At 71.7% G+C, this 24,050-nt stretch carries 23 protein-coding genes and 1 pseudogene; 18 read left to right on the top strand and 6 right to left on the bottom strand.

Annotated features, from left to right (window positions below; translation table 11 throughout):
* The first annotated feature begins 169 nt into the window (after nt 1-169).
* The 4 genes from ACGFNV_RS01330 to ACGFNV_RS01345 all read left to right on the top strand — a co-directional run bounded on the left by ACGFNV_RS01330 (nt 170) and on the right by ACGFNV_RS01345 (nt 2,626).
* The gene (locus ACGFNV_RS01330; protein WP_393618414.1) at nt 170-607 is read left to right on the top strand and encodes a hypothetical protein; all 438 of its coding nucleotides are present in this window, start codon (nt 170-172) and stop codon (nt 605-607) included.
* Entirely contained in the window at nt 604-954 is a 351-nt protein-coding gene (locus ACGFNV_RS01335; protein WP_393618415.1) for a hypothetical protein, read from the top strand. The genes ACGFNV_RS01330 and ACGFNV_RS01335 overlap by 4 nt, the downstream gene beginning before the upstream one ends.
* Before the next feature lie 547 nt (nt 955-1,501).
* Complete coding sequence (locus ACGFNV_RS01340; protein WP_393618417.1) at nt 1,502-1,843, top strand: hypothetical protein; 342 nt, start codon at nt 1,502-1,504, stop codon at nt 1,841-1,843.
* A 27-nt stretch (nt 1,844-1,870) separates the two neighbouring features.
* Nucleotides 1,871-2,626, top strand: coding sequence for a class I SAM-dependent methyltransferase (locus tag ACGFNV_RS01345; RefSeq protein ID WP_358643180.1), 756 nt, complete (start codon nt 1,871-1,873; stop codon nt 2,624-2,626).
* Nucleotides 2,627-2,686: 60 nt separating this feature from the next.
* Here ACGFNV_RS01345 and ACGFNV_RS01350 read toward each other — a convergent pair whose 3' ends face one another.
* Entirely contained in the window at nt 2,687-3,580 is an 894-nt protein-coding gene (locus tag ACGFNV_RS01350) for a hypothetical protein (RefSeq protein ID WP_393618419.1), read from the bottom strand.
* Between ACGFNV_RS01350 and ACGFNV_RS01355 the strand changes: the two genes are divergently transcribed.
* From ACGFNV_RS01355 to ACGFNV_RS01365, 3 genes and pseudogenes are all read left to right on the top strand, one after another.
* On the top strand, nt 3,572-3,796 hold the full coding sequence (locus ACGFNV_RS01355; RefSeq protein ID WP_393618421.1) for a hypothetical protein: 225 nt from the start codon (nt 3,572-3,574) through the stop codon (nt 3,794-3,796). The two genes, ACGFNV_RS01350 and ACGFNV_RS01355, sit on opposite strands and share 9 nt — an antisense overlap.
* Nucleotides 3,797-4,513: 717 nt before the next feature.
* A complete protein-coding gene (locus ACGFNV_RS01360; RefSeq protein ID WP_393618423.1) occupies nt 4,514-4,684 on the top strand; it encodes a hypothetical protein in 171 nt (56 codons plus the stop codon).
* Nucleotides 4,685-5,081: 397 nt separating this feature from the next.
* Nucleotides 5,082-5,201: pseudogene (locus ACGFNV_RS01365) on the top strand (NAD(P)-binding protein); the annotation flags it as partial.
* Nucleotides 5,202-5,471: 270 nt separating this feature from the next.
* On the opposite strand, the gene ACGFNV_RS01370 reads toward ACGFNV_RS01365, so the two are convergent.
* Nucleotides 5,472-6,089, bottom strand: a complete 618-nt coding sequence (locus ACGFNV_RS01370) for an SUKH-4 family immunity protein (protein WP_393618425.1) — start codon at nt 6,087-6,089, stop codon at nt 5,472-5,474.
* Nucleotides 6,090-6,782: 693 nt separating this feature from the next.
* Here ACGFNV_RS01370 and ACGFNV_RS01375 point away from each other — a divergent pair.
* Nucleotides 6,783-7,781 carry a YdcF family protein gene (locus ACGFNV_RS01375; protein WP_393618427.1) on the top strand — a complete coding sequence of 333 codons (999 nt, stop codon included), beginning with the start codon at nt 6,783-6,785 and terminating at the stop codon, nt 7,779-7,781.
* Nucleotides 7,782-8,103: 322 nt separating this feature from the next.
* Here ACGFNV_RS01375 and ACGFNV_RS01380 read toward each other — a convergent pair whose 3' ends face one another.
* Entirely contained in the window at nt 8,104-8,922 is an 819-nt protein-coding gene (locus tag ACGFNV_RS01380) for a hypothetical protein (RefSeq protein ID WP_393618428.1), read from the bottom strand.
* Nucleotides 8,923-9,093: 171 nt separating this feature from the next.
* Between ACGFNV_RS01380 and ACGFNV_RS01385 the strand changes: the two genes are divergently transcribed.
* Nucleotides 9,094-9,795 (top strand): DNA polymerase beta superfamily protein, encoded by a 702-nt coding sequence (locus ACGFNV_RS01385; RefSeq protein WP_393618430.1) that lies wholly within the window; start codon nt 9,094-9,096, stop codon nt 9,793-9,795.
* Between the two features lie 346 nt (nt 9,796-10,141).
* The gene (gene fusA / locus ACGFNV_RS01390) at nt 10,142-12,214 is read left to right on the top strand and encodes an elongation factor G (RefSeq protein ID WP_393618432.1); all 2,073 of its coding nucleotides are present in this window, start codon (nt 10,142-10,144) and stop codon (nt 12,212-12,214) included.
* Nucleotides 12,215-12,297: 83 nt separating this feature from the next.
* Here fusA and ACGFNV_RS01395 read toward each other — a convergent pair whose 3' ends face one another.
* Together ACGFNV_RS01395 and ACGFNV_RS01400 are read right to left on the bottom strand one after the other, a co-directional pair.
* Nucleotides 12,298-12,690 (bottom strand): SCO5389 family protein, encoded by a 393-nt coding sequence (locus tag ACGFNV_RS01395; protein WP_393618433.1) that lies wholly within the window; start codon nt 12,688-12,690, stop codon nt 12,298-12,300.
* Nucleotides 12,691-12,772: 82 nt separating this feature from the next.
* Entirely contained in the window at nt 12,773-13,732 is a 960-nt protein-coding gene (locus ACGFNV_RS01400; RefSeq protein WP_393618435.1) for an ATP-binding protein, read from the bottom strand.
* A 156-nt stretch (nt 13,733-13,888) separates the two neighbouring features.
* On the opposite strand from ACGFNV_RS01400, the gene ACGFNV_RS01405 reads away from it, so the two are divergent.
* Genes ACGFNV_RS01405 through ACGFNV_RS01420 form a run of 4 tightly spaced genes read left to right on the top strand, consistent with a single transcriptional unit; the run spans nt 13,889 to nt 18,998 of the window.
* Nucleotides 13,889-14,449 carry a GNAT family N-acetyltransferase gene (locus ACGFNV_RS01405; protein WP_393618437.1) on the top strand — a complete coding sequence of 187 codons (561 nt, stop codon included), beginning with the start codon at nt 13,889-13,891 and terminating at the stop codon, nt 14,447-14,449.
* A 3-nt stretch (nt 14,450-14,452) separates the two neighbouring features.
* Nucleotides 14,453-15,952 (top strand): ABC transporter substrate-binding protein, encoded by a 1,500-nt coding sequence (locus tag ACGFNV_RS01410; protein ID WP_393618439.1) that lies wholly within the window; start codon nt 14,453-14,455, stop codon nt 15,950-15,952.
* 20 nt (nt 15,953-15,972) lie between these two features.
* Nucleotides 15,973-17,784: an ABC transporter permease subunit gene (locus ACGFNV_RS01415; protein WP_393618440.1), complete on the top strand. Its 1,812-nt coding sequence runs from the start codon at nt 15,973-15,975 to the stop codon at nt 17,782-17,784.
* Nucleotides 17,781-18,998, top strand: a complete 1,218-nt coding sequence (locus ACGFNV_RS01420) for an MDR family MFS transporter (protein WP_393618442.1) — start codon at nt 17,781-17,783, stop codon at nt 18,996-18,998. Before ACGFNV_RS01415 ends, ACGFNV_RS01420 begins: the two co-directional genes overlap by 4 nt.
* A gap of 110 nt (nt 18,999-19,108) precedes the next feature.
* Here the strand turns inward: ACGFNV_RS01420 and ACGFNV_RS01425 are convergent, their stop codons facing one another.
* Nucleotides 19,109-19,918 (bottom strand): CDP-alcohol phosphatidyltransferase family protein, encoded by an 810-nt coding sequence (locus ACGFNV_RS01425; protein ID WP_393618444.1) that lies wholly within the window; start codon nt 19,916-19,918, stop codon nt 19,109-19,111.
* A 107-nt stretch (nt 19,919-20,025) separates the two neighbouring features.
* On the opposite strand from ACGFNV_RS01425, the gene ACGFNV_RS01430 reads away from it, so the two are divergent.
* From ACGFNV_RS01430 to ACGFNV_RS01445, 4 genes are all read left to right on the top strand, one after another.
* Nucleotides 20,026-21,009 (top strand): zinc-binding alcohol dehydrogenase, encoded by a 984-nt coding sequence (locus tag ACGFNV_RS01430; RefSeq protein ID WP_393618445.1) that lies wholly within the window; start codon nt 20,026-20,028, stop codon nt 21,007-21,009.
* 116 nt (nt 21,010-21,125) lie between these two features.
* Nucleotides 21,126-21,524: a 6-carboxytetrahydropterin synthase gene (locus ACGFNV_RS01435; RefSeq protein WP_133925701.1), complete on the top strand. Its 399-nt coding sequence runs from the start codon at nt 21,126-21,128 to the stop codon at nt 21,522-21,524.
* The gene (locus ACGFNV_RS01440) at nt 21,521-22,717 is read left to right on the top strand and encodes a glycosyltransferase family 4 protein (protein ID WP_393618446.1); all 1,197 of its coding nucleotides are present in this window, start codon (nt 21,521-21,523) and stop codon (nt 22,715-22,717) included. The genes ACGFNV_RS01435 and ACGFNV_RS01440 overlap by 4 nt, the downstream gene beginning before the upstream one ends.
* On the top strand, nt 22,714-23,910 hold the full coding sequence (locus ACGFNV_RS01445) for a methyltransferase domain-containing protein (RefSeq protein ID WP_393618448.1): 1,197 nt from the start codon (nt 22,714-22,716) through the stop codon (nt 23,908-23,910). The genes ACGFNV_RS01440 and ACGFNV_RS01445 overlap by 4 nt, the downstream gene beginning before the upstream one ends.
* Nucleotides 23,911-24,050 lie beyond the last annotated feature (140 nt).

Genomic DNA, 24,050 nt, shown 5'->3' on the forward strand with positions numbered 1-24,050 from the left:
ATGTCACACACTTCTGTAGGGCCAACAGATACTCCAGTCTGGTTTCGCGATCTATCCAGTGGGCTCGTCGTCGGTAGTGGCTGCGCCGGGCTGCCGCCTGGTCCTGTCTTATGCGGGTTCGGACTTGTCCTGTTTAGAGGCGTCCGCTCGCGCTTTCCGGGGACGGATCTTGGACGAGCAGACGGCCAAGGAAGCCGGGCACGACCCCGCGGTTGCGGCCGAGAAGCTGGGCACTACGGCGGACAAGCTCACCGCCGCCATCGGCGGCGAGCTGGACACGCTGGTGGCCTCCTGCCTCGACTTCGAGCACAGCCCCCAGAACGACGGCGGGCTCTGCAACGTGTCATTCCTGACCTGCCTGCGCTGCCCGAACGCGCTGGTGGCGGAACGGCACCTGCCAAAGCTGTTTGCACTGCTGCGGTGGCTTCAGGACGAACTCGACGCACGCGGGGTCGACGACTGGATCGCCCGCCACGGCATCACCTGGCTGATCATCACGCGCCTGATCCTGCCCAAGTTCACCGAGGCCCAGCAGGAGCAGGCCCGCGCGAACGCCTCCGAGGAACTGCCCACCGAACTCCTCGACGGACTCAAGGAGCCCTTGTGACCGACCTGCCCGTCGGCGAAGTGCAGCCGAACGTGCTCAACCGCAGACGAGTACGCATCCCTGCCGATGCCCTCGTCCTGGCCGGGCACCCTGTGCGGCCCCGAGTGAGGCTGAGCGAGACCTCCCGATTCAGTGACGACACCTGGTTCCTCAAGCACGCTCAGACGCAGAACCACCAGAGCGAGTTCGCACTGAACTTCCTCCGCATACCCGCGGCCTTCCGCACAGTGGCGAAGGAATTCTGGTTCACGCTCCTGCGCGGCGACCTGCCGCCCGGCTGCGAGGCGATCCGCAATATCGACTCGATCCGCGGCTATCTGACCGAGCTGAAGGTGGCCTTCAAGTGACTGGAGAGCCGCGGCATCACCGAAGTCGCCGCGGTCATCCCGGCGGACGTCGAGGCTTTCGTCCGCTACATCGGCGGGCAGCGGCTCAGCCAGGACACCAAGGACCACCGCCACAGGGGCATGAGGCTGCTGTGGTTGTGCCGGTCGAAGACCAACGACCCCATGGCCTTCGACCCGGCTGTCGTGGTCGCCCGGATGCGGTTGCCTCAGTCGCGCTCGGCCACCTCGCGGCGCCGGGAGAACGTCACCGACCGCATCCCCGAGCAGGTTCACGCTCCCTACCTGGTCTGGGCCTTGCGATTCGTCGACGACTTCGCCGCCGACATCGTGGCCGCCCACGAGGAATGGCGGCATCTGAACCGATGGTCCATGCCGGCCCGGCGGCGCCGCGGCGAGAAACCCGCCGGACGCGGAGCGTTCCGACGCTGCCACCTACAGCGTTCCGATCAAGCGCAAGAAGATCGTTCCCACGAAGACGACGGTCCCGGCCAAGCCGTTTCGCCCGGAACCTGCTCTGGCCGAAGCACACTACGAGGCGGCCCTCGAAGTGCTGCGAAACCAGCGAAACGCGCTGGAGCGGGCTCCGGGCACGAGCGCCAAGATGGGAGAGGAGGAGATCCGGAATCTTCTTCTCATCGGACTGAACAGCCACTTCGAGGGCCAAGCTGCCGGCGAGGTCTTCAACAACACCGGCAAGACGGACATCCTCATCCGCGTACTGGACACGCTGCGTATCAAGTTCGGACGTATTGATAGTTCCGAAGCGCCGAACACGGCGAATGACCGAGCGGATCAGCTCGCGCTGTCCGCGGCATGGGCGGACGGGTTGTCCTTGCGAAAACCATTGGTGCCCGGCTTGCTCCTCCGATGGACTGACGTCCCGCCGTGAGTCTGCTGTGTGACGGAGGTAGTGGTTGTGACGGAATATGACGTGCTTGCCGAGGTGTACGAATGGCTCATTTCGGATGCAAAGTTGCCTCCCGCCGAGTTCGCTGCGTCGTTCGATGACGTCCTCAGTCTCCTGCCGTCGAACGCTCACGTCCTCGACTGTTCGTGCGGAACCGGACAGTTGGCGGTTGGCCTCGCCGGTCGTGGCATGCAGGTTGTCGCAACTGACGCCAGCGAAGCGATGGTTCGCCGGACTGCAGAGCTGTCTGAGGAGTTCGGGGCCTCCGTCCGGGCCGTGCGGGCGAACTGGGAAGAGTTGCCCGATCATTTCGAGGACGACACGTTCGACATGGTGTTCTGCGTTGGCAACTCGCTTCACCATGCCGCGGGCGCGACAGGCAGGGGTGCTGCTCTGGAGTCGATGTCACGGCTTCTGCGCCCTGGCGGGCGCTTGGTGCTCACATCCCGCACTTGGGAACTCGTGAGGGCCAGAGGTTCCCGGCTGGACATCAGGGACCGACTCGTCCGACGAAACGGTCGCGATGCCGTCGTGGTCTACCGCTGGGAGATTGCGCCGCATTGGGAGGATGAGCACCACATCGAGATTGCGATCGCCCAAGTTGATGCGACTGGGCTGGTTCTTGTCCGCTCGGAACTGCTGTCCTGCTGGCCCTACCGGTACGAGGAACTCGAAGTCGAGCTGCACCGGGTCGGACTCCGGACGGAAGTGAGCACGTTCGATCTTGAGGCCGAGAACTACATGGTGGTCGCGAGCAAGGTATAGACACCGGGCTCTCAGTCCCTGGGAGGACCGCGCGGTTGCTCGCAGGACGCTTGCGCCCTCTCATCGGTGCGGGTTCAGGCGGTCAACGCTACGCCTCGGACGAGGAGCCATGCTGCGTGCATTACGGCGAGCGGACACGGCGGCCCGCGTAGCGCGCCCAGGGTTCTGCAGCCTTCTCGGCATGCGGGAACGTGACCTGGTGGCTGTACCCGAGGGCATCGGCAACCAGCGACGGAGGGCATTCGAGGACGAGTTCGCCAATGGCTCGGTTACGCGCGCCAAGGAGGTTGACGCCGAGATCACGGAGTCGGTCCATGACGGTGTTGGGGTGTAGGTGGCGGGGCCGGCGAGGGTGCTGGGGAACATCCAGGGGCTGTCGGTTCCGGCGCCGGTGCGAAGATTGGGACGCGTGGCGAGATGCTCCCTGATGAGCGACGCGAACGGCTCGGGAACGTCAGTCGGGTGCGTGCCAAACCTGATGCTCATGCCTGGCTCGCTGTCGTCGACGATGCTGGTCGGGAAGGTGACGACCTTGACGAGCGGCTGGGCGTAGAGCGGCAAAAGCATGCCGGCCACGCGGTAGGGGAGCGACTCACTGGTGCCAGTGAGGAGTTCGTGGAGCCAGGCGAGCCGCTGATCCTGACTCAAAGAACGACTCGTCTTCGCCGCTCGATGCTGAACAGTGACCTGGGTGTTGAGGCGGGACTTCTTCGCGAGCACGAAGAACGTCCGGATCGCGCTGCGCGTCGTCGGGCCAGTGGCCAGCCACTCATCGACATCCTGCTGGGTACACGTCGCAGCCGTGCGCTGGTAGGTCTCGTGCAGCCACACGAGGAACTTCACCGTTTCGGTGATCTCCTGCTTCGCGGAGTGGACCGGGCCACGCGTCGCGGCGCCGGTTGCCGCTTTGGCCCGAATGCGACGTAGATGGTGCCAAGTGGCGAAGTGCTGCACTGGTTGCCGCACCTCATCAGGAAGCCCGTCGAGCTTCGCGTCGATCCACTGCTCGAAGCGGGGGAGGTACGGGTCGCGCTGGGGGAGCAGGCCATGGTGCTGGAGCAGGGCCCGCAGATGCTCGGTGGGTTCCTCGGGGACAGTGTCGAGGCCCTCGTGGGTTACCGGGATCGTTCCGTCGCCCAGGTTGCGGAGGAGTGCCTGGACCTTGAGTGAGCGCTTCCAGACGATGATCGACTCAGGCCGGTCCGATGCACAGAGCGCGTCGACGAGTCCGACCAGCCGGGATTGCTGGGCGCGCCGCCGAGTAGCCCGTGGAGATCGTCACGCAAGGCGCAGCGAGCGGACAGGCGGCCACGGTGGTGGCCGGCTTCGACGTCGCAGCGTTCGCAGTGAAAGTCGTAAGGGATGTCAGCGCACGCCGAGCAGATGGGGAGGCCGTCGGCATTGGGCGGTCCCGGCAGCAGGCGGTCCTGGAGGCACTCTGGGCAGGTGCCGCGGGTGTGAATGGCATCGAAGTAGCAGATGTTGCACAGCCGACCTTCTGGCCAGCGCGCCGCAAGCCGGGGAATGTTCCTACCACAACGCGCGCATGGGTCGTCGCGTCCGTTCCTCGACTGGTCGGTTCGGGGCCGTCCGCGCACGGTGGATCGAGGGGAGAGGTCGACCGGTTTCGGATCCATCGCTGCTCCCGGCGCTATTCGTCGAGGACGTTCGCGCGACGCGGCCGCACGGTCCGGTCGAGCGAGACCACGTTCGGCGGGAAGGCGGTGCCGGTCTTGCGCACACAGACGTCAGCAGCGGTGAGCCAAGATCTGGAGGGGGCCGAAGACCATCTCGGACACCCTTGATCAACTGCTCGGTTACCTGACTTGGCGCGACACCAAGGCAGCGCTGTTGCTGTTCATCCGTTCAGGCGCCCCAGGCGATGTCATGCCGAAGGCGATCGCCAAGTTCCGTGAGCACCCGAACTACAAGCGCGATGGCCAGCACTCGACAGAAGAGCGACACGTCTTCGTGTTCCACGCAAACGGCGACACCAGCCGCGAAATCAAGATCGTCTTCCTTCCCTTCCACCTGCCCAAGGACCCCCACGACAGCTGAACAGGCCGTGGGGCATGCGGACAACGGACACACTTGAAAGGCCCTCATAAGCTGTCGGCGCCACATGGACCAGTGCAGCAGCCTGGCCGTGGACAAGGCAGCACTCGGACAACCACGCCCAACGACACTGCCGAGCCGGTCGAGGCGGCTGTCGGAGATGAACGTGGCGGGCGCGGTGCGTCGCAGCGTGAGCGGCCCCGGCCGCTGCGAGGTGGGTGCCGGGCTACAGTCGCAGGGTCGCGAAAAACGATGTCTCGCGGGTCCACCCGCCGTGCATCGCGCATACATCGATGCAGATGGTTCTGATCGGTGAGTGTCTCCTGCCGAGACCGGACATCCCGTCCGCTCACGGCGCTGACCGACGCCGACGCGTGTCGGCGCTACAGAGGAGCGCAGCATGCAGAAGACCATCGCCATCGTCGGAGCGGGACTGGGCGGGCTGACGCTCGCCCGGGTGCTTCAGGCTCACGGCGTCGCCGCGACGATCTACGAGGGTGAGGCTTCGGCGACGACCCGCGGATGACGTCGAACGCGGACTGCCATATTCATCGGTGGCGCGGCCCGCCCTGGCAGGGAGACCAGAGCAACGGCCCGATATGGGGCAGTCACTTGCTCGCCCGGACGGATGCCGGAGTGGGGCCTGAATCCGGCCCGCACGCAGGAGGCGATGGGCTCGCCCGTCTTGTACCGCAGCAGCCGCCTGGCCGGCCCGGCGCAGTGCGACACCGCGGTCGCGCCGGCGGGCACCGCGCAGACCGGGGAGTTCGTGGGCGGCATCGGCCGACGATCATCCGAAGAGCGAGCGGGCTCCCGGGCTGTGGCCCTTGAAGCGCTGGCCCATGGCGATCTCCTCGCCGACCACCGACCAGACGGTCTCCCCGTCAAGGAAGGGGAGCGGGTCAATGCTGCTCGTCTCCTGACAGATGCGGTCGACCTCGCGCTCCAGGCGCTCGAAGTCGGCTTCCTCGTCGCCGTCGTCGCCGGTGAAGGTGAATTCCTCGAGCAGGCGCTGGAACCGGAGGGTGACCTGGACGAGGGAGGAGACATCCGTGTGGAGTTCCTGCACGGTCTCCTCGTCGGCGTCGAGGGCGTGCACCTTGCCGGAACCGGGGTCGAGGGCGAGGTGGGCGTTGAGCAGCCAGCCGATGACGGGCCATTCGCCCGCGTCCTTCGGGGCGTTCTCGAAGTCCTCGGCGGCGGCGAGGTCCTGGACGAGGGGTAGCCGACCGGAGTTCTGGTCGGGCTCACGCAGCCAGAGCGTCCCGGTGGGGACGCCGACGGTCTGCAGGAGGCGGGCGCCCTCGGTGTCCACGGTGGAGGGCGGGAAGACCGTGGGCGGCAGGGTCGCGATCTGGTCCTCGCCGAAGATGTCGGCGAGTTCGCTGCGGGTGACGTCGAAAAGCACAGCCGGAACTCCGAACTCCACGGCGGCTCAGGTGCCGTGGTCCATAGACTCGTAACACCATCTTGGCGGTGTCGTCGAGGCATGGCGTTCGTCGGATCCATGCTGGGCCGCTCCGGCGAGCTGCCCAAGCTGCGGACTGGTCGTGGAGGGCGGCTCCCTCTGGCGGCCTGATGGCCTTTTGGCGATGCGGCTCGGGGTTCCGACACGTTTCGTGGCAGGAGTGGCGGCTTCGACGCGGCCCAGGCTCCTGGACGGCGGGATGTCCGATCGGGAGCGGGCCTGGACATGTGTCCGCGGCTTTGCTGCCGCTTGGGGCGATGCGCCGGCCGAGGGCGACGGCACGCCCAGGGCGGAGCTCACCTCGGCGAGCCGGGCGGTGCGGTCGTCGTCCACCGAGCATCCGGGCGATCACCGGAGCCGAGGTGTCATGGCTTCCGGGGGCATAGGGTGCCCGGTCGGCGGCTGGGAAGAGCCAGGGCTGCGCGTGCACAGGGGCGTGGTGGACACCGGGCCCCGGCTGGACGCGCGGTCCGCCCGCCTCTGGCGTACGGCACTGGGCCTGGGAGGATGTGCGGCGGCCGTCCGCACCGGGTCCGCCGCGCGGCGCAGGGTCCGGGAGCGCGCGGGCGGCGGCGAGAGGCGGGCGGGTACGGGCAGCGGCCCGGCCTTTGGGAGAGCGGAGCGGTGCGGACCATGCCGGAGTACCCGGAGTACCTCGCCGCGGCGGTGTTCGCCGCGGGCGCTGTCGTGAACGCCCTGCTGGCACCGCACCGGTTCTCCACGGCCGTCCTGTTCTCCCTCGCGCTGACCTCCGTCGGACTCGGGGTGTCGGCCCGGAGCGCGGGAGTCCACGACACCACCGTCACCGTGCTCGCCGTCGCCGCCGCGCTCGTGGCGCTTGTGCTGGGTCTCCTGCTGCTGGCCGACGGCGTCCTCCTGACCCGGCGGTACGGACCGCAGGCAGCCCTGCTGGGCACCGGTGCCGTCGGCTGTGCCCTGCTGGCGGTCCTCGTCCTGGACGCGGTCTTCCGCGCAGTCGGCGGTGAGGTGTTCCGTGCCCTCGTGGTCGCGGTGGAAGCGGCCGCGGGATACATGACCCTGCTCTTCCTCGTCTTCACGGGCTACGTGTTCGTCCGGGGCCGAGGCGCCCCGCTCCCGGGAACCACTCACGTCGTCGTCCTGGGCGCAGGGCTCGACGGCGACCGGCCCGGCCCGCTGCTGACCCGCAGGCTGGAGCGCGCCCTTGCGATCGACGCCGCCGAGGCACCGGGCGCGCGGCGTGTGATCTTCGTCGTCTCGGGCGGCCAGGGCGACGACGAGGTCTGCTCCGAGGCGCAGGCCATGGCCGACTATCTGCGCGAACGCGGAGTGGCCGCCGACCGGATCCTGCAGGAGGACCGCTCCGTCAACACCGGGCAGAACCTCCGCTTCAGCGCAGCGCTCATGGACCGCACCGCCCCCGGTCACCGCGCCACGGTGGTCACCAGCGGCTTCCACGTCTACCGCACGAGCCTGCTGGCCCGCCGCGTCGGCGTCCCCGTCCACGTGGTGGGCGCGCCGACCTCCCTCGCCTACTGGCTCTCCGCGACCCTGCGCGAGTTTGCCGCCGTTCTGTGGCTGGACCGGGTCGCCCTGATCGGGCTCAGCCTGCTGCTGGCCGTCCCGGTGGCGACGGTGGTCTTCCGGCACTGAGGCAGCCGACCGGGAGCGGCCCGTCGCACTCGCTCGTGACGCCGCTCGCGAGCTCCCCCAGGACGGTCACTCAGCGTTCCTGAGCCGCCCTGGACGACCGGTATCCATCTACGTGCCAAGCCTGCCCTGACCCGTGCGGCGGCGGTTACGAGTCGGTGAGGGTGGACTGGCTGAGCGTGTTCGTCCTGTTCGTCGGCACCCTGGTGTTCGCCGTCGACCTGCTGGACTCCTTCCTGCAAGGGCTGAGCTGCATCGGGTCATCGCACCGGCTGACGGCACGATCCGGGATCCAGCGCAGCCGGGTGTGCGCCTGCCCGGCCCGTCACTCCACGCTCGGCTCCTGCGCCGGGGTCCGGCCGGCCTGGACGTCCTTCAATCGCCGGGTGCCCTCCTTCACCGCCTGCTCGGTGCTGTCGTGATCCGCGCCGCCGAGCCCTCCGTTGGTGACCGTGATCGCGTCCGTGCCGACCCGGACGGCGGCGACGTCCAGGGTGAGCGTGACGGGGGAGCCGTCCGCGGTGCCCTTGACGGTCACCGTCAGACCCTGCCGGGCGTCACCCTCCTTGGGCAGGGAGGCCTCCACGACCTGCACGGTCCGCTCTCCGCCCGCACCGGTCGCGGTGAACCGGTCGCAGGTCTGCGGCAGGGAATCGAGCCAGGCCATCGCCTTGTCGAGGTCGGCCCTGCGGTACTCGGCGACCTCGTGGAGGAGCCGGGCGTCGCCCTCGCGGAAGCCGGTGAGGGCCGACGCGCCGAACGGCTTGGCCAGGAGGTCGTCGTCGTACAGCGAGTCGAGCAGGCGCTGGCAGTCGGCGGCCGCGTCGGCCTCGGCGGTGAGGAAGTCGGCCACGTCGACCTTGCCGACGAGCAGGGAGTCCCGCCAGCCGCCCGCGCCCTTGACCTGTGCCCAGTCGTCCTCCAGGTCGCCCTCCGTGATGAGCGCCGTCCGGGCCCCGGCCTCGGTGAGGGGCGCGGCGGCCGACGCGGTGGTCGTCCGCCCGGCCACCGGGGAGGCGGCGCCCGCGCCGGTGTCCGTGTCACCGCCGTCCCCGTCCGAGGAACAGGCCGCCGTGGTGAACAGCGTGCCCACGGCCAGGGCGGCGGCGAGGGCACGGGCCGGACGGGACGGACATGGGGTCATCTCGGAGCCTCCTGGGTGCTCCCTCCCACGGCACCACCGGGCCCCGCGCGGGACCAGCGCACAGGGGCCGTACGGGTGAGAAAATGCCAGGTGGCCGACCCCCTCGGCGCGGCATCATTACTGGTCCGCCGCCCCGCACCGGGGCGTGACACCAGTACCCGGGGGGCAGTCGTGACCGTCGAGAACATCCTGTTGTCGGGCGTCGTCGGCTCGACCGCGTACGGGCTCGCCCGCGAGGGCTCCGACATCGACCGGCTCGGCATGTTCGCCGCGCCCACCGAGGAACTGCACGGCCTGCGCGGGCCGAAGGAGTCCCACGTCAGCACCGCACCGGACCGCACCCTGCACGAGGCGGCCAAATGGTGCCGGCTCGCCCTCGGCGGCAATCCGACGGTGATGGAACTCGTCTGGCTGCCCGACGAGTTGTACGAGACGCGCACCGTTCTCGGTGACGAACTCATCGGCATCCGCGCCTCCTTCCTCAGTGCCAAGCGGGTCCGCGACGCCTATCTCGGCTACGCCACCCAGCAGTTCAGGAAGCTCCAGAGCCGGGGCGAGGGTTCGTTCTCCGCGGACTCCCGCAGGCGCTCCGCCAAGCACGCCCGCCACCTCAAGCGGCTGTGCGAGCAGGGCCACGAGCTCTACGCGACCGGCCGGTTGACCGTCCGGGTCGAGGACCCCGAGAGCTACCACCGCTTCGGCGAACAGGTCGCCGCCGACCCCACGGCAGCGCTACCGCTGCTGCGCCGGTTCGAGACGGCGTTCACCGAGACGCCCTCCGTGCTGCCCGAGCACCCCGACGAGTCGGCCGCCGACGCGTGGCTGCGCCGCGTCCGCCGCCACTTCTACGCCCACGCGGAGCAGAGCGCGTAACGGAGAAAAATGGGAGTGCGCGACGGCACGGCCCACCCCTACACTCGCCAAGTACCCAGCGCCGCCCACTGCTTCAGCGTTGGCGTCGTCGTGACGAGTGAGGGGAGAAGGCCATGCGTGACCACACCGCTGTCGTCGTCTCCCCGTCCCTCTACGAGGTGATCCTCGTGTCCTCGGCGGTCCGGCGCCCGCTGCGCGGCCGGTGCCGGATGGCCGAGACGACTGCCTGAGAACACCACCAACTGTTCCTGCTCGCAGCCTGCTGACGCATGTCAGCGGGCTGCGAGCACGCCTCGTCCGGAAATCGCGCCGCCCCTTTCCCGAACACTCCGAAAGGCCACGGGCCGTGCGCACCCACCTCGACCGTCACCTCACCAACCCGCTCGCCGCCGTCCGCAACCTGGGCATCCTCGCCCACGTAGACGCCGGCAAGACCACCGTCACCGAGCGGATCCTGTTCGCCACCGGGACCACGCACAAGCGTGGCGAGGTCCACGAGGGCACGACCGTCACCGACTTCGACCCCCAGGAGCGCGACCGTGGCATCACCATCTTCGCCGCGGCCGTCAGCTGCGCCTGGGACGGCCACCGAGTCAACCTGATCGACACCCCGGGACACGTCGACTTCGCCGACGAGGTGGAGCGTTCGCTGCGGGTGCTCGACGGCGCCGTCGCCGTGTTCGACGCGGTGGCGGGTGTGGAGCCGCAGAGCGAGTCGGTGTGGCGGCAGGCCGACCGGCACGGGGTGCCGAGGATCGCCTTCGTCAACAAGCTCGACCGGGCCGGCGCCGACCTCGACACGGCCGTGGCGTCGATCCGGGAGCGGCTGCACCCGGCCCCGCTCGTGGTGCAGCTGCCCATCGGCGCGGAGGACGCCTTCACCGGCGTCGTCGACCTGCTGCGCATGCGGGCGCTGACCTGGGACGGCGAGGGCGGTGCGGCAACGGAGGGACCGGTGCCGGACGCCCTGCTGGAGGAGGCGCGGCGACGGCGCCGCCTGCTGGAGGAGGCCGTGGCGGAACGCCATCCCGCCGCGCTGGAGGAGTTCTGCGACCGGGAGACGCTCGCCGCGGACACCCTCGCCGCGGCGCTGCGCGACCTGACGCACAGCGGCGACGGTGTGGTCGTGCTGTGCGGCTCCGCCTACCGCAACCGGGGCATCGAGCCGCTGCTCGACGCCGTGGTGGCCTATCTGCCGTCACCGTTGGACGTGCCGGCTGTGTGCGGCACCCACCATGGTGTCGACGAGCGACGGCCCGCCGACCCCGCGGCTCCGTTCGCGGCGCTCGTCTTCAAGGTGAACGCCACCCCCACGGGCCGGCTCACCTACCTGCGGGTGTACTCGGGAACGATCGAGAAGGCAGACACCGTGTGGGACGCGGGTGCGCGGCGCACCGAGCGGATCGGCCGCATCCTGCGGGTGCGGGCCGACCGCCACGCCCAGCTGGACCGGGCGGTCGCCGGGGACATCGTGGCCGTGGTGGGGCTGAAGTCCGCACGCGCGGGCTCGACCCTGTGCGCACCCGGCGCCCCACTGGTCCTCGAACCGCCCGGTGTCGCCGACCCGGTCGTCTCCGTGGCGGTCGAGGCGCGCACGAGCACCGACGCCGAACGGCTGGCATCGGCGCTGGCGCGGCTGGCCGAGGAGGATCCGTCCCTGGTCGTCCGCACCGACGCGGAGACCGGCCAGACGGTGCTGTCCGGCATGGGTGAACTGCACCTGGAGGTCGCGGTGGAGAAGATCCGGCGGGATCAGGGGCTCGACGTCAACGTGGGGCGCCCCAGGGTGAGTTACCGCGAGACGGTCGCACGCGGTGTGTCCGGTCTGGTCTACCGGCACGTCAAACAGGACGGCGGGGCCGGGCAGTTCGCCCATGTCGTGCTCGACGTGGAGCCGCTGGAGTCCGAGGAGGGCGCCGACGGTTTCGCGTTCCGCTCGGCCGTGGTCGGCGGGCGGGTGCCGCAGGAGTACGTCCGTGCCGTGGAGGCCGGTTGCCGGGACGCCCTCGCCGAGGGCCCCCTCGGCGGTCACCCGGTCACCGGGCTGCGCGTCACCCTCAACGACGGGGCGACCCATGTGAAGGACTCCTCCGAGACGGCCTTCCGCACGGCGGGCCGGTTCGCGCTGCGGGAAGCACTGCGCGGCTGCGCGATGCTCCTTCTGGAGCCGGTCTCCGAGGTCACGGTCACCGTGCCCGAGGACGCCGTGGGTTCCGTCCTCGGCGACCTCGCGGCCCGCCGCGGCCGGGTGACGGCCTCCGCCACACGCGCCGGCGCGGCGGTCGTCACCGCCACCGTGCCGCTCGCGGAACTGTTCGGCTACGCGACCCGCCTGCGCAGCCGCACCCAGGGCCGCGGCACCTTCACCGCCCGGCCGACGGGGTACGCCCCGGCCCCGAGCGCCCCGCTCGCGCGGTAGCGCGACAGGGCGGTCCCGCCTGTGGGAGGGCGGGGCCGCCCCGTGCGCTCGGCGTGATGACCCGGCCGACGAGGGTGAACCAGTCAGCAGTCCCTGAACTCCGGTGACTGGTTCAGCACCTGCGACCGTGTCGACGTGAACCGGGCGTATGTCTCCCCGCCCCGCGCCTCGGGACGGAACGCGGCGACGCGGTGGCAGTTCTGGAAGGCCAGGGTCACGTCGAAGTGGCGTTCCAGGCTGGTGCGGATGGCGTCGCTGGCGAGGGCGCGCAGGAGTTGGCCGCGTTCGTGCTCGGAGGGGGGAGGGGTCTGGTTGTCGGTGAAGTCGCGGGCCCCGGTGTGGAGTTCGGTGGCGAGGGAGGCGATGAGGTCGTAGGCGTAGGGGAGGGACGTGCGGACGGTGTCCACGAAGTCCTCCTCGCGGAGGGTGCCCTGCTCGGCTTCGGCGAGGAGCTCGGGGGAGACGTCGAGCGACATGATGGGGTGTCCTGTCTGGGATGGTTCCGGGGTGGGTCTGGGTGGATCTGGGGGGGCTGGGGGGCTGGGTGGGACTTCGGGGTCAGGTGAGCGAAGAGGGGCCCGGTACGAAGTCCGGGTCCACCTGTGCCGCCAGGTCGAGGCCGGTCGCCGCGTCCGCCCACGCGCGGGCGTTGCGCAGGTGGAAGTCGACGGCGTGGCGGTGGAGGGTCGGCCAGTCCTTGGGGCGGGAGTCGACCGCCTCGCGCAGCACACCGAGGGCGTGGCGGTTGTCCGGCTCCAGGGAATCCAGGGACGGGGCGGTGGCGCGGCCCTGCTCGGCGGAACGTACCCACGGGGAGTGCACCAGGTGGGTGAGGAGGTCGTCGCCCACCTCCCTCTTGAGGAAGAGCAGGTCGTCCTCGCCGGTCACCTTGTTGCCGACGACGACGAGCGGGATGCCGAACTCCTGGGCGTGGTCGCGGTACTGGCGGTGGACGGAGACGCCCTTGCGGGTGGGTTCGGCCACCAGGACCGTGAGGTCGAAGCGGGTGAACAGGCCGGAGGCGAACGCGTCGGCGCCCGCCGTCATGTCGACGACGACGTACTCGCCGGGGCCGTCGACCAGGTGGCTCAGGTAGAGCTCGACCGCGCCGAGCTTGGAGTGGTAGCAGGCCACTCCGAGGTCGCTCTCGTCGAACTCGCCCGTCACCATCAGCGGTACGCCGCCCACGTGTTGGACGTGACGCGCGTGCACCTCGTCGTCGCCGAGCGGCCGCAGCAGGCGGGAGCCGCGGCCCGGTGGAGTGGTCTTGATCATCGCGTCGCGGGAGGCGATGCGCGGGTTCGTACCGCGCAGCAAGTTTTTGATGTCGCCCAGGTGCGCGGCCAGGGGCGGGGCCGTGAACGTGCCGTCCGCGGGGTCCAGCGCCTCGGCCAGGTGTTGGTTGATGTCGCCGTCGATGGCGAGCACGGGCGCACCGGAATGCGCCAGCCAGCGGGAGAAGAGCGCCGACAGGGTGGTCTTGCCGCTGCCGCCCTTGCCGACGAACGCGACGCGCATTACCGCGCCGTCTTTTTGAAAATGAATGTCATGTGGTTAGGTTTTAGGCAGCTTCCCGATCACTGTCAAATCGACGGGCGGGTCGGGAGTGAGGATGTCGTGACCGGACGCACGGACGGGTGATCTTCGTTGATCCTTAATGCATATGATGTGCAAGTGCCTAGCTACTGCATACGGCCCGCGGGCCCAGACGACCTCGACGGCGCCCGAGCCGTCATGCTCGACACCGTCTACCGCGACTTCGGCACCGGATACGTGCCCCGCTGGCACGGTGACGTCGTCGACCCCGCCGCCGCGTACCTCGCCCCCGCCCGCCACACCCTCCTCGTCGCGGTCGACGAGAGCGACGGCGGCGTGGTCGCCACCGCCGCCCTCGACTCCCGTGGCCCGGCCCACCCGCCGAACCCCCGCTTCGTCGCCGAGCGTTTCCCCTCCGGTGAGACGGCCCAGTTGAGGCGCGTCTACGTCCGCCCCGAGCACCGCAGGCGCGGTCTCGCCCGGCGACTGGTCGCCGAACTCCTCGCCTTCGCGGCCGCGGACGGCGGCTACCGGTCGGTGTATCTCCACACGGATCCCTCCGTACCCGGCGCCGAGGGCTTCTGGCGGTCGCTCGGCAAGGTCGTGCATGACGAGCGCGAGGACGCCGGTGGTGGTCAGGCGATCATCCACTTCGAGGTCCCGTTCGACGCGCCGAGCCCGGCCACGAAGGGGCGGTGACCCGTGCGCGTCCCCCGTTCCCGTCTCCTTGCCGCCCTGGTGCTCACCCCTCTCCTCACCGCCTGCTTCGCCTCCCAGGGCGAGGGCACCACGCCCTCCTCCGGCGGCAAGAACGGCTCCCGCCTCCGCGTCGCCCTCGCCTTCCCGCCCGCCGAGAACCTCTCCCCGTACGGCGCCGACGCCACGCTCCTCAGTCGGCTCGGCGTCACCGAGGGGCTGACCGCCCTCGACGCCAATGGCGCCGCCGCCCCCGCGCTCGCCGCGTCCTGGCGCCGCGAGGACGACCGCAGTTGGCTGTTCACGCTGCGCGAGGCCACCTTCCAGGACGGCACCGAGGTCACGCCGTCCGCGGTCGCCGCCGCCCTCACCCACGCCACCGAGGCCAAGCCCGCACCCGCCGCCCTCTCCGGCGTGACCCTCACCGCGAAGGCGCGGGGCGGTACCGGCGTACGGGTCACCACCGCCGACCCCGACCCCGTTCTGCCGCTACGGCTGGCCAGTCCCAGCCTCGCCGTCCTGTCCCCGAAGGCCTACGGCGACAAGGGCCGCGTCGACCCGGTCGGCACCGCCACCGGCCCCTTCGAGCTCACCAAGGTCACCGGCAGCACCGCCGCCACCCTCGACCGCTACGACGACTACTGGGGCGGCCTCGCCCACGCCTCCGGCGTCGACGCCCGGTTCATCGCCGACGGCACCGCCCGCGCCAACGCCCTGCGCACCGGTCAGGTCGATGTCGCCGAGGCGATCCCCGTGGCCCAGGCCGCCACCCTGGACAAGGGCACGCACAGGGAGACCGCGACCACCCGGACCACGAGTCTGCTGCTCAACAGCACGTCGGGCCCGTTCAAGGACCCGGCACTGCGCGCCGCCGCCCGCGCCGCCGTCGACCCCGCAGCTCTCGCCCAGGGTGTCTACGAGCATCACGCCGACCCCGGCGTCGGCATCTACGGCCCCGCGGTCACCTGGGCCGAGGGCAAGCGGAGCAAGCCCGCCTCACGCGCGCGGGCGGCGAAGGCCGACGGGACCTCCCTCACCCTCGCCACCTACGACAACAGGCCCGAACTCCCGGAAGTAGCCCAGGTGTTGAAGCAGCAGCTGGAGAAGGCCGGGTTCGCGGTCAAGCTCGAGGTGCGCGAGTACTCGCGCCTGGAGAGCGACGCCCTGGCCGGGAAGTTCGACGCGTTCGTCGGCGCCCGCAACAGCCTGCTGGACGCCGGCGACCCCGTCGCCCTCCTCGCCAGTGACTACACCTGCGACGGCGGCTACAACCTCGCCCTGCTGTGCGAAAAGGGTGTCGACCGGGCCGTGGCCGAGGCCGCGAAGGCCGCCGACCCCGGCAAGCGGCAGGACGCCGCCATGACCGCGGAGGCGGCGATCCTCGGCACCGGCGCCGTCGTCCCGCTGGTCCACCAGCGCGTCATCACCGGCGTCGGCACCTCGGTGCGCGGTGTGCTCCTCGACCCGTACGAGCGCACCCTCGTCGGCGCCGGCACGCGGCGCTGAGCCGCGAGGAGCGCTGAACGATGAGGAGCACCCTCGGCACGCTGCTCTGGCGTGTCTGCCTCGGCGCGCTGCTGGTGTGCGGGATCGGGCTGCTGCCCTGGTTCTCGCACACCGACCCGGCGCTCACCGTGCTCAAGGCCCGCTCGGCGGACCGGGACCCCACCCCCGAGGTGCTGGCCGACATCCGGGCCCAACTCGGCCTGCGTGACGGGCCGTTGCGTCTGCTGGGGGAGTGGCTCGGCGGGCTGCCACGGGGTGACGCCGGGCGGTCGTGGATCTCCGGGGCGGAGGTCATGCCCGGGGTGCTCCACGCGCTCGGGGTGTCGTTGCTGCTCATGGCGGTGGCCCTCGTGGCCGCCGGCTGCACGGCCGCCCTGCTCTGCGCGCGCACCCTGCGCACCGGCCTGCCCCGACGCACCGCGGGCTCGGCCTCCGCGGTGCTCGCCGCGCTGCCCGAGTTCCTGACGGCGTCCGTCCTCGCCACCGTCGTCGGCGTCCAACTGGGCTGGCTGCCGGCCCTCGGCTGGTACGGCCCCGCATGGACCGTGCTGCCCGCCCTCGCCCTCGGCCTGCCCGCCGGTGCCGTCCTCGGGCGGCTGCTCGACGACCTGCTGCCCGGCGCCTTCGCCGAACCCTGGGCGCTGGCCGCCGCCGCGCGCGGACTGCCCCGCAGGAGCATCGCCCGCCAGGCGTTGCGCCGCTGCCTGCCCGGACTGCTGCCCAACATCGGCCTGTTCGTCGTCGGACTGACCGGCGGCTCGGTCGCGGTCGAGCAGGTCTTCGACATCCCGGGCCTGGGCCGTACCACCCTCCAGGCCGCTCTCGCCCAGGACCTGCCCGTCCTCCAGGCCGGCACCCTCGTCCTCGTCCTGCTCGCGGCCGTCACGACGGGTGCCACCCGCCTCGCCGCTTGGCGCCTCGTCGGACCGGCGCTGCGCGACGGTGCCCTGTCCTCACTCCACCGTCCGCAACCGCCCGTCCGCGGAATCCTGCACGGTGTGTACGGCACAACGCTGTTCGTCGTCATCGCACTCGGCCTCCCCCGCGACCCGCTCGCCCTCGACACCACCGCACGCCTCCAAGCCCCCTCCCCGTCCCACCCCTTCGGCACCGACGCCCTCGGCCGGGACATGCTCGCCCGTATCGCCCACGGCGCCCTCGACACCCTCGCCCTCGCCCTCGCCATCAGCGGGGCCGCCCTGCTCACCGGCGTCGTACTCGGCCTGCTGCCCCGGTTCTCCGGGCCGGTCGTCGACACCGTCAACGCCGTACCGCCCGTCCTCGTCGCGCTCCTCGCCACCGCGGCCTCGGGAAGCGGCCCCCTCACCCCCGCGCTCGCGGTGACCGCCGTCGCCTGGGCGCCGCTTGCCGCGCACACCTCCGCGCTGCTGCGGCAGGAGCGCGCCACCCTCCACCTCACCGCCACCCGCGCGTTGGGCGCCGGCCCCTGGCACATGCTGCGCCACGAACTCCTGCCCGCCGTGCTCCCGCCCGTCACCCGCCACGCCCTGCTCCGCCTCCCCGGCGTCGCCCTCGCCCTCGCCTCCCTCGGCTTCCTCGGCCTCGGCGCCCAGCCGCCGTCCCCCGAGTGGGGCCTGCTGCTCGCCGAGAACCAGCCCTACGCCGAGCGCGCCCCCTGGGCGGTCCTCGCCCCCGCCGCCGTACTCGCCCTGCTCGGCGCGCTCGCCGTGGCGGCGGCGGGCGGTGGGGCGCGACGACCACGGCGACCACGGCGACCATGGCGAGCACGTCGACCGCGACACCGTACGGCGACCGAGACCGATGCGGACCAACCACTCGCGCGGGAACCGGAGTTGGCGTCCACGCGATGACCTCGCTCTCACCCCCGCTGCGCGGAGCCGCCCGCCTCTCGTCCCTCCTGCGGTTGCTGATCCTCACTCAACTCGCCTTCAACATCGGCTTCTTCGCGGTCCTGCCCTTTCTCGCCGAGCATCTGGGAAGCGCGGTCGGCATGGCGGGCTGGACGGTGGGGCTCGTGCTCGGGCTGAGGACCTTCAGCCAGCAGGGGCTGTTCGTGGTGGGCGGGGCACTCGCCGACCGGTACGGCATCAGGCCCGTCGTGCTGGCCGGGTGCGTGGTGCGGATCGCGGGGTTCGCCTGGCTCGGGTATGCCGAGCGGACCTGGACGGTCGTCGGGGCTGTGCTGCTGATCGGGTTCGCGGCCGCGCTGTTCTCGCCCGCCGTGGAGTCCGAGGTGGCGCGGCAGGCCGTGGCCTGGGAGGAAACGGGCGGCGGTTCGCGCACCCGGGTCCTGGCGCTGTTCACGGTCGCCGGACAGGCCGGGGCGTTCGTCGGACCGCTGCTGGGCGCGTTGTTGCTGTCGGTCGACTTCCGCACGGTCTGCCTGGCCGGGGCGGGGATCTTCGTGCTCGTCCTCGCCGGTCACGCGTGGCTGCTGCCCCAGCACATCCCGGGGCGGGTACGCGTCCGAGCCCGCGGCGGCACCGGGCTCCTGCTGCGCAACCGGCGCTTCCTCGCCCTGTGCGGTGCCTACGGCGCCTATCTGCTCGCCTACAACCAGCTCTACCTCGCCCTGCCCGCGGAAGTGGAGCGCGCGGCCGGTTCCCAGGCGCCGCTGGCCTGGCTGTTCGCGCTGTCCTCGCTGCTCGTGGTGACCGCGCAGCTTCCGGTCACCCGGTGGGTGGGGGAGCGGATCACCCTGCGCGGGTCCATGGCGGCCGGGCTGTCGCTGATCGCCGCCGGCTTCGCCGTCGTGGCCGTCGCCCGGCCCGCCCACCGGACCGGGACCGCGGGGTTGCTGCCCGCCGCCGGTTTCGTCGTGCTGCTCACCCTCGGCCAGATGCTCGTCGCGCCCGTGGCCCGCGCCTGGGTCCCCGACCTCGCGGAGGAGGGCAGGCTCGGCCTGTACACCGGTGCCCTCTCGTCGGTCTCCGGGCTGATCGTGCTGCTCGGCAGCGCAGCCACCGGCACCCTCCTCGACGCGGACCTGCCGTCCCCCGTGCCCTGGCTCGCCCTGGCCGCCGTACCGGCCACCGCGATCGCACTCCTGCCGCGACGGCCGTAGCGCTCCTGCTCCCGAGGCCGTAGCACTCCTGCCGCGACGGCCGCCGCGGCACTACACGTCGGAGGGCCCGGACCGCACGCGCGATCCGGGCCCTCCGACGTGTGCTCGGCTCATCCAGCGGCCAGCTCCAGCACCTGCTTCTTCCCCTGCCGGTGCTCCCTCTCCAGCTCCTGCTCCAGCCCTTGCTCCGCGGCGTCCTGGGCGACGACCCGCGAGGTCCGCCACAGCCACAGCACGTCACGGCCGAAGGACCACACCAGCGATCCCAGCGCCAGCAGCGCGACCGCGAAGTTGGCCTCGTACGGCAGCAGCTGCGAGCCCGCGAGGAGCAGGCATATGCCCTGGAGCGCGGCCACCGTCTTGCGGGCGGTGCTCGGCGGGAGCGCGGCGTTGAGCCAGGGCCAGACGCGGGCCGCGGCGACGAACGCGTAGCGCATGCCGCCCATCAGCAGGACCCAGGGGCCGAGCTGCGTCGAGACGTAGACGCTGAGCACCAGGATCAGGAAGGCGTCGACCTCCATGTCGAAGCGGGCACCGAGCGCCGTCGACGTGCCGGTGCGGCGGGCGACCTTGCCGTCGACGCCGTCGAGGATCAGGGCGACCGTCGTCAGGACCACGAGGAGGGTGACCGGCGTCGAGCTCTCGAAGGAGTCGGCGACCAGCGCGGTCACCCCGCCCACGAGGGTGGCCCGGCCGAGGGTGACCCGGTTCGCGGGGCCGAAGGAGCGCGGCCGGGAGCGGTGCAGGGCCCGGGACAGCACCGCCCAGGAGGCGAGGGCGAAGACGAGACCGGTCACCCAGCCCGCGGTGCCCATGCCTGTCCCCGTGCCGAGCACGGCCAGCAGCAGGATCTGAACACCCGCGCCCACCGCGGTCTCCTGCTGGACCAGCCTCGCCTCGTAAGTGTGGTTCAGGGCCACCGAACATCCTCCGGCCGTGTGACAGAGTCGATCAGTGCCGCGTACTCTGCGCGGCCTGTGCACACCTCGGTACGCACGCAAGTTCCCGATCGTTCAGGAGGACCTCGATGAAGCGCGCCGCACGTGCGTTCTGGCTCAGCTCCCCAGGTGCGGGCGAGATACGCGACGTCGACCTTCCGAATCCCGGCGAGGGCGAGGTCGTGGTCCGCGCGCTCTACTCCGGAGTCAGCCGCGGCACGGAGACCCTGGTCTTCCGCGGCGGGGTGCCCGAGAGCCAGCACGCGGCGATGCGGGCGCCGTTCCAGGAGGGCGACTTCCCGGCTCCCGTGAAGTACGGCTACCTCGCCGTCGGGGAGGTGGAGGAGGGGCCGCGGGAACTCGTCGGCCGTACCGTCTTCTCCCTGTACCCGCACCAGACCCGCTACGTCGTGCCCGTGAGCGCCGTCACACCGGTCCCGGAGAACGTGCCCGCCGAACGGGCCGTCCTCGCCGGCACCGTGGAGACCGCCGTGAACGCGCTGTGGGACGCGGCGCCGCTGGTCGGCGACCGGATCGCCGTGGTCGGCGGCGGCATGGTCGGCTGCTCGGTGGCCGCGCTGCTCGCCCGCTTCCCCGGCGTACGGGTCCAGTTGGTGGACGCCGATCCGGCGCGCGCCAAGGTCGCCCAGGCGCTCGGCGTCGACTTCGCCGCCCCCGCGGACGCCCTCGACGGCTGCGATCTCGTCGTCCACGCCAGCGCCACCGAGCAGGGACTCGCCCGCTCCCTGGAACTCCTCAGGCCCGAGGGCACCGTCCTCGAACTCAGCTGGTACGGCGACCGGCAGGTGAGCCTCCCGCTCGGCGAGGCCTTCCACTCCCGGCGGCTCGTCATCCGCAGCAGCCAGGTCGGCACCGTCTCCCCGGCCCGCCGCTCCAGCCGTACCTACGCCGACCGCCTCGCCCTCGCCCTGGAGCTGCTCGCCGACCCGGCGCTCGACGCGCTCGTCACGGGGGAGAGCGCTTTCGAGGAGCTGCCGGAGGTGATGCCGAAGCTCGCGTCGGGCGAGATCCCGGCGCTGTGTCACAGGGTCAGGTACGGCAAAAGCGCCTGACCTGAGAAAAGAGTGAGATCCGGCTGAACACGGGGAAGCGAAGAGCCGTACTAGTCGGCATCCCCCGGCAGGACTTCGCCGGAGGACCAGACGCGCCGCACCTGGAGGGTCGTCCGTTGTTCAGTGTCACCGTCCGCGATCACATCATGATCGCCCACAGCTTCCGCGGCGAGGTCTTCGGACCCGCGCAGCGCCTGCACGGAGCGACGTTCCTCGTGGACGCCACATTCCGCCGCGAGCAGCTGGACGACGACAACATCGTCGTCGACATCGGACTGGCCACCCAGGAGCTCGGTGCCGTCGTCAGCGAGTTGAACTACCGCAACCTCGACAACGAGCCCGACTTCGCCGGGATCAACACGTCCACGGAGTTCCTGGCCAAGGTCATCGCCGACCGGCTCGCCGAGCGGATCCACAAGGGCGCCCTCGGCGAGGGCGCCAAGGGCATCGCAGGCCTCTCCGTCACCCTGCACGAGTCGCACGTCGCCTGGGCGAGTTACGAGCGTGCGCTGTGACCGACGTGACCCTGGAGAAGCCGGCCACGCCGACGGCGTCCCTCGCCTACGTGCCCGTTCAGCACTCCGCTCTCAAGAACGCCGACATCATCCCCATGTCCCTGCGCTCCGTGCACTTCGTCATGCCGGGCGGTGTCGACGACCCGGCCCAGCCCAGCGGCGGCAACGCCTACGACCGCCGGGTCTGCCTGGACCTCCCCGGTTTCGGCTGGCAGGTCCACAAGCACCTGGTCGACGGCGAGTGGCCCCGGCCCGGCGCGGCCGCCCGTGCGGAACTCGCGCGGACGCTGCGCGAGTTGCCGGACGGTACCGCCGTCCTCATCGACGGGCTCGTCGCCTGCGGCGTCCCGGAGATCATCGTCCCCGAGGCCGACCGGCTGGGCCTGGCCGTGCTGGTGCACCTGCCGCTCGGTGACGAGCGAGGGCTCTCGCCCGAGGTGGCGACGGAACTCGACGCCAAGGAGCGCGCGGTGCTGCGGGCGGTCCCCGCGGTGATCGCCACCAGTGAGTGGGCGGTCCGCCGTCTCGTCTCCCACCACGGCCTCGCCCCCGAGCGCGTGCACGTGGCCGCGCCGGGCGCCGACATCGCGCCCCTCGCCTCCGGCACCGACGGCGTCTCACGCCTGCTGTGCGTGGCCGCCGTGACCCCGCGCAAGGGGCAGCACCGGCTGGTCGAGGCGCTTGCCGCGGTGACCGACCTGCCGTGGAGCTGCGTGTGCGTCGGCGGCCTGAACCAGGACCCCGAGTACGTCGCCCATCTGCGCGGACTCATCAAGAAGTACGGCCTTGAGGACCGCCTGGAGCTGGCGGGTCCCCGGTCCGGCGCCGCGCTCGACGCCAGTTACGCCACCGCCGACCTCATGGTCCTCACCTCCTACGCCGAGACGTACGGCATGGCGGTCACCGAGGCGCTCGCGCGCGGTATCCCCGTCCTCGCGACAGACGTCGGCGGCCTGCCCGAGGCGGTCGGCCGGGCCCCCGACGGCGGGGTCCCCGGCATCCTCGTACCGCCGGAGGACCCGGCCGCGCTCGCCGCCGAGCTGCGCGGCTGGTTCGGCGAGGCGGACGTCCGACGCCGCCTCAAGGCCGCCGCACGCGGCCGGCGCGCCGCCCTCGACGGCTGGGCGACGACCGCGAAGAGCCTCGCCGGCGTACTGAGCCGGCTCCCCAGCGATCCCCGGAGGGCGGCATGAGGAAGACGACGGCGACCCCGGTCGACATGGCACGGCAGACGGGCCGCATTCCGGCGCAGCCGGGGCCCAGGGACACGAATGGCGCGGGCCGGTCCGGGGCATCCGTGGCCGAGGGGGCGGCGGCCGCCGCCGGCGGATCGGAGGTGCGGGGCATGGTCACGTCGGACGAGGCCGTGACGGCCGGTGGGTCCGCTCCTTCGGACGCGGTCGCGGCCGGCGCGGCCGTGATACCCGTGGTCGCCCTGCCTTCCGGGGAGGCCGTCGCGTCCGGTGACGACGTGATCGCCGGTGCCGGGCCCGTCGCGCGGCCCGGGGAGCGGCCCACGGTACGGCTGCGGGACGGCGGTGAAGAGGACGACGCGCCCCGGTACGCGCCGGAGTGGCTCCAGTTGCGGGAGCCGGCGGACGCCGCCGCGCGGTCGCTGGATCTGCTGGACCCGTTGCGGATCCGGCTCGCCAACCTGCCCGGCCGGGCCTCCGGCGGGCTGGCCATCCACGACCTGGGGTGCGGCACCGGCTCGATGGGCCGCTGGCTCGCCGCGCGCCTCGACGGCGCCCAGCACTGGATCCTGCACGACCGCGACCCCTACCTGCTGCACTTCGCCGCCGTGGCCTCCCCGCGCGCCGCCGCCGACGGCAGCCGGGTCACCGTCGAGACGCGCCGCGGCGACGTCGCCCGGCTCACCCCGGACGCCCTGCGCGGCGCCTCGCTGGTCACCGCCTCCGCACTGCTCGACGTCCTCACCCGGGAGGAGATCGACACCCTCGCCGCCGCGTGCGTCGGGGCCGGCTGCCCGGCCCTGCTGACGCTCTCCGTGGCCGGCCGCGTCGACTTCTCCCAGGAGGACCCGCTGGACGCGCAGATCGCCGCCGCCTTCAACGACCACCAGCGGCGCGGCGGCCTCCTCGGCCCCGACGCGGTCACCGCGGCCGCCGAGGCCTTCGCCGAGCGCGGGGCGACCGTACGGCTGCACCCGAGCCCCTGGCGGCTCGGCCCCGACCAGCCCGCGCTGACCGGACAGTGGCTTCGCGGCTGGGTCGGCGCCGCCGTCGAGCAGCGGCCCGAACTCGCGCCCCGCGCCGAGAAGTACCTCGCCGACCGCCTCGCGGCCTGCGCCGCCGGGGACCTGCGCGTCACCGTCCACCACAGCGACCTGCTGGCGCTGCCCCGGCCCACGGGCGGGGCCTCATGAGCGCGGAGGCGAGCGCACCGGCCGCCTCGGCCGACCCCGCCGCGACCACGTCCCGGGAACGGGACGACGCGGCCGGGTCCGAGGCCCGTACCGGCGTGCTCGCCTCCGCGCCCCACCAGGCCGAGGGCACCACGAAGGCA

Origin of the sequence: Streptomyces sp. NPDC048751 (genome assembly GCF_043198595.1) — a bacterium.
In the GTDB taxonomy this organism is placed as follows: domain Bacteria; phylum Actinomycetota; class Actinomycetes; order Streptomycetales; family Streptomycetaceae; genus Streptomyces.

Bases quoted from the DNA above. Each gene is read 5' to 3' on its own strand.
- ACGFNV_RS01375 (WP_393618427.1), top strand. From the start codon at position 6,783: ATGCCGGAGTACCCGGAGTACCTCGCCGCGGCGGTGTTCGCCGCGGGC.
- ACGFNV_RS01415 (WP_393618440.1), top strand. From the start codon at position 15,973: ATGAGGAGCACCCTCGGCACGCTGCTCTGGCGTGTCTGCCTCGGCGCG.
- ACGFNV_RS01395 (WP_393618433.1), bottom strand. From the start codon at position 12,690: ATGTCGCTCGACGTCTCCCCCGAGCTCCTCGCCGAAGCCGAGCAGGGC.
- ACGFNV_RS01380 (WP_393618428.1), bottom strand. From the start codon at position 8,922: ATGACCCCATGTCCGTCCCGTCCGGCCCGTGCCCTCGCCGCCGCCCTG.
- ACGFNV_RS01420 (WP_393618442.1), top strand. From the start codon at position 17,781: ATGACCTCGCTCTCACCCCCGCTGCGCGGAGCCGCCCGCCTCTCGTCC.
- ACGFNV_RS01445 (WP_393618448.1), top strand. From the start codon at position 22,714: ATGAGGAAGACGACGGCGACCCCGGTCGACATGGCACGGCAGACGGGC.
- ACGFNV_RS01430 (WP_393618445.1), top strand. From the start codon at position 20,026: ATGAAGCGCGCCGCACGTGCGTTCTGGCTCAGCTCCCCAGGTGCGGGC.
- ACGFNV_RS01400 (WP_393618435.1), bottom strand. From the start codon at position 13,732: ATGCGCGTCGCGTTCGTCGGCAAGGGCGGCAGCGGCAAGACCACCCTG.
- ACGFNV_RS01360 (WP_393618423.1), top strand. From the start codon at position 4,514: ATGCCGAAGGCGATCGCCAAGTTCCGTGAGCACCCGAACTACAAGCGC.